General features: G+C 63.1%; 13 protein-coding genes. 10 read left to right on the forward strand and 3 right to left on the reverse strand.

The genetic code is table 11. From position 1 onward, the window contains the following. The first annotated feature begins 3 nt into the window (after positions 1-3). A complete protein-coding gene (locus OH705_RS14025) occupies positions 4-897 on the forward strand; it encodes a ChaN family lipoprotein (RefSeq protein ID WP_094012262.1) in 894 nt (297 codons plus the stop codon). A gap of 171 nt (positions 898-1,068) precedes the next feature. Here the strand turns inward: OH705_RS14025 and OH705_RS14030 are convergent, their stop codons facing one another. From OH705_RS14030 to OH705_RS14040, 3 genes are all read right to left on the reverse strand, one after another. After that, positions 1,069-1,353, reverse strand: a complete 285-nt coding sequence (locus OH705_RS14030) for a TfoX/Sxy family protein (protein WP_023631425.1) — start codon at positions 1,351-1,353, stop codon at positions 1,069-1,071. A gap of 207 nt (positions 1,354-1,560) precedes the next feature. Continuing rightward, a complete protein-coding gene (locus OH705_RS14035; protein WP_046854092.1) occupies positions 1,561-1,914 on the reverse strand; it encodes a pentapeptide repeat-containing protein in 354 nt (117 codons plus the stop codon). Positions 1,915-2,014: 100 nt separating this feature from the next. Beyond that, entirely contained in the window at positions 2,015-3,577 is a 1,563-nt protein-coding gene (locus OH705_RS14040) for an AAA family ATPase (RefSeq protein WP_267302380.1), read from the reverse strand. 119 nt (positions 3,578-3,696) lie between these two features. Here OH705_RS14040 and mrcB point away from each other — a divergent pair, with 119 nt between their 5' ends. The 9 genes from mrcB to msrQ all read left to right on the forward strand — a co-directional run bounded on the left by mrcB (position 3,697) and on the right by msrQ (position 13,550). Continuing rightward, complete coding sequence (mrcB, locus tag OH705_RS14045) at positions 3,697-6,018, forward strand: penicillin-binding protein 1B (RefSeq protein WP_038706852.1); 2,322 nt, start codon at positions 3,697-3,699, stop codon at positions 6,016-6,018. 26 nt (positions 6,019-6,044) lie between these two features. Further along, entirely contained in the window at positions 6,045-6,824 is a 780-nt protein-coding gene (locus OH705_RS14050; RefSeq protein WP_046854095.1) for a tetratricopeptide repeat protein, read from the forward strand. Continuing rightward, positions 6,821-7,153, forward strand: coding sequence for a YqcC family protein (locus OH705_RS14055; RefSeq protein ID WP_038706850.1), 333 nt, complete (start codon positions 6,821-6,823; stop codon positions 7,151-7,153). The genes OH705_RS14050 and OH705_RS14055 overlap by 4 nt, the downstream gene beginning before the upstream one ends. 407 nt (positions 7,154-7,560) lie before the next feature. After that, positions 7,561-9,285 carry an acetolactate synthase 3 large subunit gene (locus tag OH705_RS14060; RefSeq protein ID WP_094012269.1) on the forward strand — a complete coding sequence of 575 codons (1,725 nt, stop codon included), beginning with the start codon at positions 7,561-7,563 and terminating at the stop codon, positions 9,283-9,285. Between the two features lies 1 nt (position 9,286). After that, positions 9,287-9,778: an acetolactate synthase small subunit gene (gene ilvN, locus OH705_RS14065; RefSeq protein ID WP_003250040.1), complete on the forward strand. Its 492-nt coding sequence runs from the start codon at positions 9,287-9,289 to the stop codon at positions 9,776-9,778. A 54-nt stretch (positions 9,779-9,832) separates the two neighbouring features. Further along, positions 9,833-10,849, forward strand: a complete 1,017-nt coding sequence (gene ilvC / locus OH705_RS14070) for a ketol-acid reductoisomerase (protein ID WP_038706849.1) — start codon at positions 9,833-9,835, stop codon at positions 10,847-10,849. A gap of 150 nt (positions 10,850-10,999) precedes the next feature. Further along, on the forward strand, positions 11,000-11,851 hold the full coding sequence (pssA, locus tag OH705_RS14075; protein ID WP_028691215.1) for a CDP-diacylglycerol--serine O-phosphatidyltransferase: 852 nt from the start codon (positions 11,000-11,002) through the stop codon (positions 11,849-11,851). A gap of 77 nt (positions 11,852-11,928) precedes the next feature. Continuing rightward, positions 11,929-12,942, forward strand: coding sequence for a protein-methionine-sulfoxide reductase catalytic subunit MsrP (gene msrP, locus OH705_RS14080; RefSeq protein WP_267302381.1), 1,014 nt, complete (start codon positions 11,929-11,931; stop codon positions 12,940-12,942). After that, entirely contained in the window at positions 12,942-13,550 is a 609-nt protein-coding gene (gene msrQ, locus OH705_RS14085; RefSeq protein WP_094012267.1) for a protein-methionine-sulfoxide reductase heme-binding subunit MsrQ, read from the forward strand. The genes msrP and msrQ overlap by 1 nt, the downstream gene beginning before the upstream one ends. The last annotated feature ends 215 nt before the right edge of the window (positions 13,551-13,765 follow it).

Here is a 13,765-nt window from a genome sequence, read left to right on the forward strand (position 1 = left end):
GCCATGCGCCATCCCTTGCTGTCCGGCTTGTCCATCTGTTTGGCGCTGGCGCTCGGCGGTTGCCAGGCGAGCCTGCCGCCCGTGCCGGCCTGGCAGGGTACCGAAGGCCGCGACAACGTCCAGCTGGGGCAGATCATCGAGTTGTCCAGCGGCCAGGTATTGAGCCCCGGGCAACTGGTCCAGCGCCTGGCCAATGCGCCACGGGTGCTGGTGGGTGAAAAGCACGACAATCCCGACCACCACCGCTTGCAGCTGTGGTTGCTGCGCGCCCTGGAGAGCCGCCGCGCGCAGGGCAGCCTGCTGCTGGAAATGCTCGAGCCGCAACAGCAGGCGCTGGTCGATGCGCAGAAGGGCAAGGCATCGCCTGCAGCCGACCTGCCGAAGGCGCTGGCCTGGCAGCCTGGCTGGGATTGGACGCTGTACGGGCCTATCGTGCGCGAGGCCCTTGGCCAGCCATACCCGCTACTGGCGGCGAACCTGTCGCCCGATGAAATCCGCCAGGCCTATCGCCAGCCGGCGACACCACCTGGCGACCGCTCCAATGCGCCGGCAGTGGTGCAGGCGCTGCTGGCTCAGGTGCGTGCCGGCCACTGCAACCTGCTGCCGGAAAGCCAGCTACCGGCGATGCTGGCGGTGCAGCAGCAGCGTGACCGGCGCATCGCCGAGCGCTTGCTGGCCGCGCCGCAGCCGGCGCTGTTGCTCACCGGCAGCTACCATGCGCGCAAGGATCTCGGCGTGCCGCTGCACCTGGCCGACCTCGACGCCAAGTCTGAAGACAAAGTGCTGTTGCTGGCGGAAGTGGGGGAAACGGTCGAGCCGGCCATGGCTGACTTCGTCTGGTACACCCCGGCGACACCGGAGCAGGACTACTGCGCCCAGCTGCGCAAGGGCCACTGAATCGCAGGCAAAAAAAGACCCGGCAAAAAGCCGGGTCAATAACCGTGATTAGCCTGATGAGGAGATAATCTGAGCGTCCGAACCAGGGAGCATTCAGGTTACCCAACCGGTCTCGCGACCAGTTGTGATAATCATAACGATTCTCATTTCGTAGTCAATGCCTTTCCGAGATTAATTTTCGTTCTTCTGGGATGGGGGTTGGCACTTGGCATCGAGCTGCTGGTTCAACGCCTGTTTGCGTTCGACCGGCAGGTCATTCCAGTGCATGTCTAGCAGGGCGCCCTCGATGGCATACAACAACACCTTCGAAGCCCGGAAACCTCGCGTTCTCACAGCCTGATAGGCACCCACCGCGCCGAGCCGGCGCAGGTCCGATGCACTGTGGATGCCGACAGCATGCAGCCATTGCGCGGAGGTTTTGCCAAGGTTTTTCAGATGCTGCAATTCATCGTTCATCGAGCCTCCTTGCGATGGCTGAACGGGTCGTGGGGATAAATCGCGAGCAGGTCAATGAGGAGTGTAGCGGGGGTTATGGATTACGCGGCCTTTTGCCATCGGCGCCGACGGGATGTAGCGCTCTGGCTGAACGGGAGCGGGCAAGCCCGCTCCCACGTGTGTCCGATCCACAAGGTTCGTGGCCACCGCCTTGTGCAGGCCGGACGCTTACCCTTGGCGTGGGCTGCGATAACGCATCCGCGTCCCGAACTTCACCGACATCAGGATCTCGTCGGCGCTCAGCTCGGCCGGGAAATACGTCCCGGAGATCTGCGCATGGGCCAGGCTCGCCCCTTCCAGGCCGTTTTCCCGCAGGTCCAGCCCGCGCAGGTCAGCGGCACGGAAGTAGGCGTCGGAAAAGTCGATGCCGCGTACATCCAGATCGCGCAGGTCGAGGCCGCGGAAGTCACCGCCGCGAAAGTCGATCGGCGAATCGCTGGGCTTCTCGCGGTTGAACGCCGCGATCTTCTCGTCGCGGATCATCGAGTACAGGACGTTGTCCAGCTGACGGGGCTGATTCATGGCGGCGCCTCCTCCGTGGGGTGTGATGATATTGTAATGACATCACTGGAGGGGCGCCGGACTTCAGGCGTGAACTGTCGACTGCTTCACGCCTGAAGGCTCAAAAACCGGGGAAATGCTGGCGGATCTGTTCGATCAACTGGTCCATGCTGGCGCTTTCCTGGGTGTTCACTCGCTTGCTGTGCTTTTGCTCTTCGGCATCGAGCGGATCGCGCGTCGCTTGCTGCGCCTTGACCACCTCCAGGGTGGCGTCCGACGGGTCGATGGCCTCGGCCTGGCGTTGCGCCAGCCAGCTGGCGATCACTGCGTCCGGGGCATGGCAGTCGAGGATCAGGAACGGCACGCCGGTCTCGCTGGCGACCTCGGCCGCGTCCTTGCGCTGCTCATGCTTGAGGTAGGTGGCGTCGAGCACCACCGGGAACCCGGCGTGCAGGATGATCTCTGCAAGTTCGTGCAGACGCTGGTAGGTGGCAACGCTGGCCTGCGTGTCGTAGATGCCTGCCTCCAGATGACCGGCATCGGCCGCCGATTGCTTGCCGAACAGGCGCTTGCGCTCCACATCCGAGCGCACGCGCACTGCGCCGAGCGCCTCGACCAGGCGCATTGCCACGTGGCTCTTGCCCACTGCCGATACGCCCTGGGTGATGGCCAGCAGGCGCGAAGGGATGGCGCTGTAGCTTTCGGCCAGGTTGGCATAGTTGCGGTAGGTGCGCAGGGTGGTGGCGCGCTGCACGCCGTCGGCCTCGGCCGGCATGCTGAACAGCGCGACCTTGGCTCGCACCAGGGCGCGGTAGGCCTTGTAGAAGTTCAGCAGTTCCAGGCCCTGGTAGTCGCCGGTCAACTCCAGGTACTGGCTGACGAAGCGGCGCGACAGGCACTTCAGGCCGCGGTCCTCGAGGTCCATGGCCAGGAAGCCGACGTCGGCGTAGACGTCGGTCAGGCGGAAGGGTTCGTTGAACTCGATGCAGTCGAAGATCACCACCTTGCCGTCGATCAGGGTGGCGTTGCCCAGGTGGATGTCACCGTGGCATTCGCGAATGAAACCATTGGCCTTGCGCGCTTCCAGCAGACCGTGCAGGCGCTTGAAGCTGTCCTGGGCCCAGGCTTGCAGTGCGTCGAGCTGCTGCAGGTCGGCCTTGTCGCTGAGGAACGGACGGATCTGTTCGAAGTTCTGCTCCACCGGCGCCATCACCGCGTCCGGCGTGCCCAGCGGGTGCTCGACCGGCACCTTGGGCGCCTGCAGGTGGAACTCGGCGATCTGCCGCGCCATCTGGTCGATATGCCCGGCATTCAGCTCGCCGTTGGCCTGAAGGGTGCTGAGCATTTGGCCCTGGGGGAACTGGCGCATTTTCAGCGCGTACTCGATCGCCGGGCCTTCGCCGCCGATCTGCGGCGCTTCGACGCTACCGGTGATCGGCAGCACTTCCAGGTACAGACCTTCGGTCAGGCGCTGGTTCAGGCGCAGCTCTTCGTTACAAAAATGCCCGCGCTGGTCGAGGCCGGTGAAGTCGAGGAAGCCGAAGTTCATCGGCTTCTTGATCTTGTAGGCAAACTCGCCGGTGAGCAGGACCCAGGAGATATGCGTCTCGATGAGCTCGAAGCCCGCAACCGGGTGCGGATAGAGGGCGGGGTTCTGCAGCGCGCTGATCAGGGCTTGGCTCACGGATCATCCTTTAAGGGGGTCAGGGAATTCGAATCGAACATTATGGTCAATGGTGCCGTCCCTGCAAACCGCCGAGGGGCGCCTGCCTCCCTTTTCCAATGTGCGTATAATCCGCCGCCATGACTCGTACCCGAAATTCCCGCACCCCAAAAAAACGCCCGACCGGCCGCGCCCGTGCCTGGCTGGGCTGGGCGCTCAAGCTCAGCCTGGTCGGCCTGGTACTGATAGCCGGCTTCGCGGTCTACCTCGACGCCACTGTCCAGGAGAAGTTCTCCGGCAAGCGCTGGACCATCCCGGCCAAGGTGTATGCCCGGCCGCTGGAGCTGTTCGTCGGCCAGAAACTGAGCCGCAACGACTTCCTCACCGAGCTCGATGCCCTCGGCTACCGTCGGGAAAGCGCGGCCAACGGCCCGGGCGCGGCGTCGGTCAATGGCAACACCGTCGACCTCAATACCCGTGGCTTCCAGTTCTACGAGGGCATGGAACCGGCGCAGTTCGTGCGCGTGCGCTTCTCCGGCGATTATGTCGCGGGCCTCAGCGGCGCCAATGGCGGCAAGCTCGACGTGGTGCGCCTTGAGCCGCTGATGATCGGCGGCATCTACCCGAAGAATCTCGAAGACCGCATCCTGATCAAGATCGATCAGGTGCCGCCGTATCTGGTGGAAACCCTGATCGCCACCGAGGACCGCGACTTCTACAGCCACTTCGGTGTGTCGCCCAAGTCCATCGCCCGCGCGGTGTGGGTCAACACTTCGTCCGGCGCCATGCGCCAGGGCGGCAGTACCCTGACCCAGCAGTTGGTGAAGAACTTCTTCCTCACCAACGAGCGCAGTCTCAGCCGCAAGCTGACCGAAGCGATGATGTCGCTGCTCCTGGAAGTGCACTACGACAAGCACGAGATCCTCGAGGCCTACCTGAACGAAGTGTTCATCGGACAGGACGGCCAGCGCGCCGTGCACGGCTTCGGTCTGGCCAGCCAGTTCTTCTTCAGCCAGCCGCTACAGGAGCTCAAGCTGCACCAGATCGCCCTGCTGGTGGGCATGGTCAAGGGCCCGTCATACTACAACCCGCGCCGCCACCCCGAGCGCGCCCTGCAGCGGCGCAACCTGGTGCTCGACCTGCTCGCCGAGCAAGGCGTGGCCACTCAGGACGTGGTCGACGCGGCGAAGAAGATGCCCCTGGGCGTGACCAAGCGCGGCAGCCTGGCCGACAGCTCGTTCCCGGCCTTCCTCGACCTGGTCAAGCGTCAGCTGCGCCAGGACTACCGCGACGAAGACTTGACCGAAGAAGGCCTGCGCATCTTCACCAGTTTCGACCCGATCCTGCAGATGAAGGCCGAAACCGCCATGAGCGAGACCTTCAAACGCCTGGCCGGGCGCAAGGGCGCCGACGAAGTCGAGTCGGCGATGGTCGTCACCAACCCGGAAACCGGTGAGGTGCAGGCGCTGATCGGCAGCCGCCAGTCGGGCTTCGCCGGTTTCAACCGCGCCATCGATGCAGTGCGGCCGATCGGTTCACTGGTCAAGCCGGCGGTCTACCTGACAGCGCTGGAACAGCCGAGCAAGTTCACCCTCACCAGCTGGGTGCAGGACGAGCCGTTCTCGGTCAAGGGCGCCGATGGCCAGGTATGGCGGCCGCAGAACTACGACCGCCGGCCCCATGGCACCATCTACCTGTACCAGGGCCTGGCCAACTCCTACAACCTGTCCACCGCCAAGCTGGGCCTTGAAGTGGGCGTGCCCAACGTGATCAAGACCATCGCCCGGCTCGGCGTGCAGGTCGACTGGCAGGCGTTCCCGTCGATGCTGCTGGGCGCCGGCGGCATGTCGCCGATGCAGGTGGCGACCATGTACCAGACCATCGCCAACGGCGGCTTCAATACGCCGATGCGCGGTATCCGCAGCGTGCTCACCGCCGAAGGCGAGCCGCTCAAGCGCTACCCGTTCCAGATCCAGCAGACCTTCGACCCGGGTTCGATCTACCTGGTGCAGAACGCCATGCAGCGGGTGATGCGTGAAGGTACCGGGCGCTCGGTGTACAGCACGCTGCCGAGCTCGCTGACCCTGGCTGGCAAGACCGGCACCAGCAACGACTCGCGCGACAGCTGGTTCTCCGGTTTCAGCCAGGACCTGCTGGCGGTGGTCTGGCTGGGCCGCGACGACAACGGCAAGACGCCGTTCACCGGTGCCACCGGCGCGTTGCAGGTGTGGACCAGCTTCATGAAGAAGGCCGACCCGCTGCCGCTGGACATGCCGCAGCCGGACAACGTGGTGCAGGCCTGGATCGACCCTTACAGCGGCCAGGGTTCCGACGGCAGCTGTCCGGGAGCGGTGCAGATGCCGTATATTCGCGGCAGTGAACCGCCCGCAGGCGCCGCCTGTGGCGGCGAGCAAAACCCGGCCGAACAGGTGATGGACTGGGTCAAGGGCTGGATGAATTGAGCGCGAGCTTCTGAAGAGGGTGTGAAGTGAACAAGTGGTGGATTCCTGCCGTGGCGGCAGTGACCGTTCTGCACGGCTGTGCCAGCGTCCCGCGTGGCAACATTCCGGTGGTCGATTCGAGCACCCGGGTCTCCAACAGCGAGCGCGTCTCGGCCAACCGCACGTCGGCCTATCCGACCAGCGGCGGCAGCAGCCAGGCCCAGTCATTGCCGGAAGACTCCGGCGTCACCGTGATGATCCCGCAGGGGACAGGCGGCGCGCCGATCCAGTCGTTCCCGGCAGGCACCGGGCCTGCGCCGATCAGCACCGGCCCGATCACCCCGGGCCCGGTCAGCAGCGGGCCGATCACGACCAATCCCAACCCGATTGCCGACGAACCGTTCGACATCGCCTCGATGAGCAACCCGGCGCCGGTGACCAGTGCCCCGACTGGTATCCCGCGTGGCAACGCCTCCAGTGGCGGCCTGTCGGCCGACGAGCAGCTCGACGGCCCGGTGCTGGCCTTGCTCACCACTGCCCAGCAGCAGCAGGGTAGCGGCGACTTCAACGGCGCCGCGTCGAGCCTGGAGCGTGCCCAGCGCATTGCCCCGCGTGAGCCGCAGGTGCTGTTCCGCCTGGCCCAGGTGCGCCTGTCCCAGGGCGATGCGGCGCAGTCCGAGCAACTGGCGCGCCGTGCCCTGACCTACGCCAACGGTCGCCCAGACCTGCAGGCCCAGCTGTGGAACACCATCGCCCAGGCCCGTGAAAAGCAGGGTGACAGTGCAGGGGCGGCCCTGGCGCGGCAGAAGGCGCGGGTCAACCTGTGATGGAACAGCGCATTCTCGATATCGCCGACCAACTGCTGCTGATCGAGCAGGAGCTCAAGGTCCAGGGCTGGTGGAGCGACGCCACCCCCAGTGCCGAGGCGTTGGCCAGCGTGGAGCCGTTCGCGGTGGACCGCATGAGCTTCGAGCAGTGGCTGCAGTGGATCTTCCTGCCGCGCATGAAGCTGATCCTCGAGCACGGGCATCCGTTGCCCAACGCCTCGGGCATCCTGGTGATGGCCGAGACGGTGTTCGTCGACCGCCCGGAACAAAGCCGCGAGCTACGGCGTTTGCTCGCAACTTTCGACCAATTGATCGCGCCTTGCGCCTGATTTCTACCGTTTTTCCTTCAAGGGCCGCAGATTGTGGCCCTTTTTTATGGAAATCTTATTTTTCCTGCTGCTGCTCGCGCCATTAGTGGTGGTGAGAATTCATCTTGAAGAAAAATTGGCAATAATTTCTCTTGACTTGTGAGCGCCGAATCACAAGAATCCAGATTCCGCTGTAGAGGGACTGCCAGAAGCAGACCCGCTAAGCAGATCATGAGGCGCACACCCGCGCCGACTTGTAACACCCCGCAACGCGTTACCTCGCGCTGGGTGGGAAGGCCCGCAACACACCAGGGTATTCCCAATACTTGCTCAGTCAGTGCTGACGTTCGCTCATGCTCTGCTTGGCAGTAAACCTAATAAGACCCGCTCAGTGAGGGCGGTATTCTGGCGTTTTAGAGGTGAACAACGTGGAGCTCTTATCCGGCGCTGAAATGGTCGTCCGCTTTTTGCGCGACGAAGGCGTTAAGCACATCTACGGGTACCCTGGCGGTGCTCTCCTTCATGTTTACGATGCCTTGTTCAAGGAACCGGAAGTCCAGCACATCCTGGTTCGTCACGAGCAGGCTGCCACCCATATGGCGGACGGTTACGCCCGTGCCACCGGCAAGGCCGGCGTGGTGCTGGTGACTTCCGGCCCAGGCGCGACCAATGCCATCACCGGCATTGCCACCGCCTACATGGATTCCATCCCGATGGTCATCCTGTCTGGCCAGGTGCCCAGCACCATGGTCGGCACCGATGCGTTCCAGGAAACCGACATGATCGGTATCTCCCGGCCGATCGTGAAGCATAGCTTCATGGTCAAGCACGCCTCGGAAATCCCCGAAGTCCTGAAAAAAGCCTTCTATCTGGCGCAGTCCGGCCGTCCCGGCCCGGTCGTGGTCGACATTCCAAAAGATATGACCAACCCGGCCGAGAAGTTCGAGTACATCTACCCGAAAAAGGTCAAGCTGCGTTCCTATAGTCCGGCCCTGCGCGGCCATTCCGGGCAGATCCGCAAGGCAGCCGAAATGCTCCTCGCGGCCAAGCGCCCGGTGGTCTACTCCGGTGGCGGCGTGATTCTCGGCGGTGGCTCCGAAGCCCTGACCGAAATCGCCAAGTCGTTGAACCTGCCGGTCACCAACACCCTCATGGGCCTTGGTGGCTTCCCAGGCACCGACCGCCAGTTCCTCGGCATGCTCGGCATGCACGGCAGCTACACCGCCAACCTGGCCATGCACAACGCCGACGTGATCTTCGCTGTCGGTGTGCGTTTCGACGACCGCGTGGTCAACGGCCCGGCCAAGTTCTGCCCGAACGCCAAGATCATTCACATCGACATCGACCCGGCGTCGATCTCGAAGATGATCAAGGCCGACGTGCCGATCGTCGGTCCGGTCGAGAGCGTGTTGAGCGAAATGCTCGGCATCCTCAAGGAAATCGGCGAGCAGCCCGACAAGGCGGCGCTCGATGCCTGGTGGAAGCAGATCGACGAATGGCGTGGCGACGGCGAGCTGTTCCCCTACGACAAGGGCGACGGCAACATCATCAAGCCGCAACAGGTCATCGAGACCCTGTGCGAAGTGACCAAGGGCGATGCCTTCGTCACCTCCGACGTGGGCCAGCACCAGATGTTCGCGGCGCAGTACTACCGCTTCAACAAACCCAACCGCTGGATCAACTCCGGTGGCCTGGGCACCATGGGCTTCGGTTTCCCGGCGGCCATGGGCATCAAGCTCAACTTCCCCGACCAGGACGTGGCCTGCGTTACCGGTGAAGGCAGCATCCAGATGAACATCCAGGAGCTGTCCACCTGCATGCAGTACGGCCTGCCGGTGAAGATCGTCAACCTGAACAACGGTGTGCTGGGCATGGTTCGCCAATGGCAGGACATGTCCTACAACGGTCGCCACTCGCATTCCTATGTCGAGTCGCTGCCGGACTTCGTCAAGCTGGCCGAGGCCTATGGCCATGTGGGCATGCGCATCACCAGCCTGAAAGACCTCAAGCCGAAACTGGAAGAGGCTTTCGCGATGAAGGACCGCCTGGTGTTCATCGACATCGCGGTCGACCGGACCGAGCACGTCTATCCGATGCAGATCAAGGACGGCTCGATGCGTGACATGTGGCTGAGCAAGACGGAGCGTACCTGACATGCGGCACATCATCTCCCTGCTGCTGGAAAACGAACCCGGTGCCTTGTCTCGCGTGGTCGGCCTGTTCTCCCAGCGCAACTACAACATTGAAAGCCTGACCGTGGCGCCGACCGAAGACCCGACCCTGTCGCGTCTGACGCTGACCACCGTTGGCCATGACGAAGTGATCGAACAGATCACCAAGAACCTCAACAAGCTGGTCGAAGTGGTCAAGCTTGTCGACCTGTCGGAAAGCGCCCACATCGAGCGCGAACTGATGCTGGTCAAGGTCAAGGCCACGGGTGCCCAGCGCGCCGAGATCAAGCGCACCACGGATATCTTCCGTGGCCAGATCGTCGACGTGACCGCCAGCGTGTACACCGTGCAGCTGAGCGGCACCAGCGACAAACTGGACAGCTTCATCCAGGCCATCGGCACCGCATCGATTCTCGAAACCGTGCGCAGTGGCGTCACCGGCATTGCCCGTGGCGACAAAGTGCTCAGCATCTAACTTCAAAAATAGCGATGGCTCCGCAGGGGCCGAGATATAACCAGGGGTATTTTCATGAAAGTTTTCTACGACAAAGACTGCGACCTCTCCATCATCCAGGGCAAGAAAGTCGCCATCATCGGCTACGGCTCCCAGGGTCACGCCCAGGCGTGCAACCTGAAGGACTCCGGTGTGGACGTTACCGTCGGTCTGCGTAAAGGTTCGGCCACCGTTGCCAAGGCTGAAGCCCACGGCCTGAAAGTGGCCGACGTGGCCAGCGCCGTCGCTGCCGCCGACCTGGTCATGATCCTGACCCCGGACGAGTTCCAGGGCCAGCTGTACAAGAACGAGATCGAGCCGAACATCAAGAAGGGCGCCACCCTGGCCTTCTCCCACGGCTTCTCGATCCACTACAACCAGGTCGTGCCGCGTGCCGACCTCGACGTGATCATGATCGCGCCGAAGGCCCCGGGCCACACCGTGCGTTCCGAGTTCGTCAAAGGCGGCGGCATCCCTGACCTGATCGCCATCTACCAGGACGCTTCGGGCAACGCCAAGAATGTCGCCCTGTCCTACGCCGCTGGCGTCGGTGGCGGCCGTACCGGCATCATCGAAACCACCTTCAAGGACGAGACCGAAACCGACCTGTTCGGTGAGCAGGCCGTTCTCTGCGGCGGTACCGTCGAGCTGGTCAAGGCCGGTTTCGAAACCCTGGTCGAAGCGGGCTACGCCCCGGAAATGGCCTACTTCGAGTGCCTGCACGAGCTGAAGCTGATCGTTGACCTCATGTACGAAGGCGGCATCGCCAACATGAACTACTCGATCTCCAACAACGCCGAGTACGGTGAGTACGTCACCGGCCCTGAAGTCATCAACGAAGAATCCCGCAAGGCCATGCGCAACGCTCTGAAGCGCATCCAGGACGGCGAGTACGCGAAGATGTTCATCAGCGAAGGCGCCACCAACTATCCTTCGATGACCGCCAAGCGCCGCAACAACGCCGCCCACGGCATCGAGATCATCGGCGAGCAGCTGCGTTCGATGATGCCGTGGATCTCGGCCAACAAGATCGTCGACAAGACCAAGAACTGAGTCTTGCGTCGATAATGAAAAACGCGGCTTCGGCCGCGTTTTTTCGTTTGCGCGGTCAGCTTCTGGTATAAAGCGACCAGTGGCTCGCTGTCAGAACCGTTTTGCAGAGCCCATGTCGAACATATTCCACCCTGTTGCAAGGTACTTTTCATGAGCGAACGTCCCGAAGAGCCGAACAAGCCCTCCGACGCCGAAAGCCTGCTACCTGTCGATGAGCACGTTGAAGAAGGCCACGACGCCGAAGGGCGCAAGGTGCGTCACCGCGGTATCTATCTGCTGCCCAACCTGTTCACCACCGCGAACCTGTTCGCCGGCTTCTATTCCATCATCAGCTCGATGAGCGCGCAGAGCGCCCTGAGCGCGGGTGATCCACGCGAGGCGAGCAAGTACTTCGCCTTCGCCGCCATCGCCATCTTCGTCGCCATGGTCCTCGACGGCCTCGACGGCCGCGTGGCGCGCATGACCAATACGCAAAGCGCCTTCGGTGCCGAGTACGACTCGCTGTCGGACATGGTCGCCTTCGGTGTGGCCCCGGCGCTGCTGGCGTTCGGCTGGGCCCTGGGCGACATGGGCAAGGTCGGCTGGATGGTCGCCTTCATCTATGTGGCCGGCGCTGCGCTGCGCCTGGCGCGCTTCAACACCCAGGTCGGCACCGCCGACAAACGTTACTTCATCGGCCTGGCCAGCCCGGCGGCGGCCGGCGTGGTGGCCGGTACCGTCTGGGCGTTCAGCGACTACGGCATCCAGGGTTCCAAGCTGTCGTTCCTGGTGGCGCTGCTGGTGGCGGCCGCCGGCATGCTGATGGTCAGCAACATCAAGTACAACAGCTTCAAGGAGCTCGACCTCAAGGGCCGCGTGCCCTTTGTCGCGATCCTCGCCGTGGTGCTGGTGTTTGCCGTGGTGTTCAGCGATCCGCCGCGCATCCTGCTGCTGATCTTCCTCGCCTATGCTGCTTCGGGGCCGATCCAGTTCCTGTTGCGGGCGCGCCGTCGCAAATCCTGACAAGGATTTAATCGCGGAATAACCTGCCGGCTCCATAGTCTTACGTGTACATCAGTTACCCGTACTGTGGAGCCGCCATGCTCATCAAGCTTCCCCGATCCAGCGACTGCAAGTCGTCCGAGATCACCCCCGAAAGTTTCTACCTCTCCCGTCGCAAGCTGCTGGGCGCCAGCCTTGCAGGTGCAGCCCTGGGCGCCTTGCCTCGGTTGGGCGCCGCGGCGGAGGTTTCCCGTTATGCCGATGTCGAGGCGGGCAGCGCGCCTCGCTGGTTCAGCGACAAGCTCGGCGCCACGCGCTGGCAGGCGGTCACCGTCAGCGGCGAAGCCATCACGCCGTTCAAGGACGCGACCCACTACAACAACTTCTATGAGTTCGGGCCCGACAAGGGCGACCCGGCGGCCAATGCCGGCAGCCTGAAGACCGAGCCGTGGAGCCTGGTGGTCGATGGCGAAGTGGCCAAGCCCGGGCGTTATGCGCTGGAGGACTTCGTCAAACCGTACCAGCTCGAGGAGCGCATCTATCGCCTGCGCTGTGTGGAGGCCTGGTCGATGGTGATTCCCTGGCTGGGCTTCCCGTTGGCCGAGGTACTCAAGCAGGTCGAGCCAACCTCAAAGGCGCGCTATATCCGTTTCGAAACCCTGGAAGACCCCAAGCGCATGCCTGGGCAGCGCTCCGGCTTCGCCCTGATCGACTGGCCCTATGTGGAAGGGCTGCGTCTGGATGAGGCGATGAACCCGCTGGCGATCCTGGCGGTGGGCATGTATGGCCGTGAACTGGCCAACCAAAACGGCGCGCCGCTGCGCCTGGTAGTGCCCTGGAAGTACGGCTTCAAGAGCATCAAGTCGATCGTGCGCATCAGCCTGGTGGCAGAACAACCTGCGACTACCTGGCAGGGGTTGGCGCCGGACGAGTACGGCTTCTATGCCAACGTCAACCCGACGGTGGACCACCCGCGCTGGACCCAGGCCCGCGAGCGGCGCCTGCCCAGCGGGCTGTTCAGCCCCAATGTGCGCGATACGCTGATGTTCAACGGCTATGCCGATGAAGTGGCGTCGCTGTATACCGGCCTCGACCTGCGGAAGAACTATTGATGCGCTATCCGTGGCTGCGCCTGGCGATCTTCGTGATCGGGTGCCTGTTTCCCGTGTGGTGGTTGTATGAGGCAGCCATGGGGCTGCTCGGCCCGGATCCGGGAAAGATCATGGTGGATCGCCTTGGCCTGGGGGCACTGGTGTTCCTGTTGATTACCCTGAGCATGACACCGCTGCAGCGGTTGACGGGGTGGGCGGGGTGGATCGTCGTGCGGCGCCAGCTGGGGCTGTGGTGCTTTGCTTATATAGTGCTGCACCTGACGGCGTACCTGGTGTTCATCCTGGGGCTGGACTGGGGGCAGTTCGGCGTTGAGCTGCGCAAGCGGCCCTACATCATTGTCGGTGCATTGGGTTTTCTTGGCTTGCTGGCGCTGGCGGTCACGTCCAACCGGTATAGCCAGCGGCGCCTTGGGGCGCGGTGGAAGAAGCTGCACCGGCTGGTCTATGTGATTCTCGGGCTTGGGCTGCTGCACTTCCTGTGGATCGTACGCTCGGACCTGAAGGAGTGGGCGGTGTATGCCGCTATCGGGGTGTTTTTGCTGGTGTTGCGTATACCCCCGGTGTGGCGGCGTGTTCCACGGCTGGTGGGGCGGGGGAGGGCGGCCTGAAATCTTTCTTTAATAAAAGGTTGACGCCCTCTCAGATCCCCTTATAATGCGCCCCACTTCCAGCGACATCGGAACGAAAAATTCCTTGAATATCAATGAGTTGATCGATCAAGAGGGTTGCGGAGGTGCTTCGATCACCAGATCGGCAGCGGTGAAAAAGGCAGTTGACAGCAGGTTGTAACGCTGTATGATTCGCCTCCCGCTACGAGAGATCG

It is taken from the genome of Pseudomonas sp. BJa3, from assembly GCF_026343815.1.
Lineage (GTDB): Bacteria > Pseudomonadota > Gammaproteobacteria > Pseudomonadales > Pseudomonadaceae > Aquipseudomonas > Aquipseudomonas soli.

Excerpts from the sequence above, each read along its gene's own strand:
- OH705_RS14025 (WP_094012262.1), top strand. The coding sequence starts at position 4 with ATGCGCCATCCCTTGCTGTCCGGCTTGTCCATCTGTTTGGCGCTGGCG.
- OH705_RS14030 (WP_023631425.1), bottom strand. The coding sequence starts at position 1,353 with ATGAACGATGAATTGCAGCATCTGAAAAACCTTGGCAAAACCTCCGCG.
- OH705_RS14035 (WP_046854092.1), bottom strand. The coding sequence starts at position 1,914 with ATGAATCAGCCCCGTCAGCTGGACAACGTCCTGTACTCGATGATCCGC.
- mrcB (WP_038706852.1), top strand. The coding sequence starts at position 3,697 with ATGACTCGTACCCGAAATTCCCGCACCCCAAAAAAACGCCCGACCGGC.
- ilvN (WP_003250040.1), top strand. The coding sequence starts at position 9,287 with ATGCGGCACATCATCTCCCTGCTGCTGGAAAACGAACCCGGTGCCTTG.
- ilvC (WP_038706849.1), top strand. The coding sequence starts at position 9,833 with ATGAAAGTTTTCTACGACAAAGACTGCGACCTCTCCATCATCCAGGGC.
- pssA (WP_028691215.1), top strand. The coding sequence starts at position 11,000 with ATGAGCGAACGTCCCGAAGAGCCGAACAAGCCCTCCGACGCCGAAAGC.
- msrP (WP_267302381.1), top strand. The coding sequence starts at position 11,929 with ATGCTCATCAAGCTTCCCCGATCCAGCGACTGCAAGTCGTCCGAGATC.
- msrQ (WP_094012267.1), top strand. The coding sequence starts at position 12,942 with ATGCGCTATCCGTGGCTGCGCCTGGCGATCTTCGTGATCGGGTGCCTG.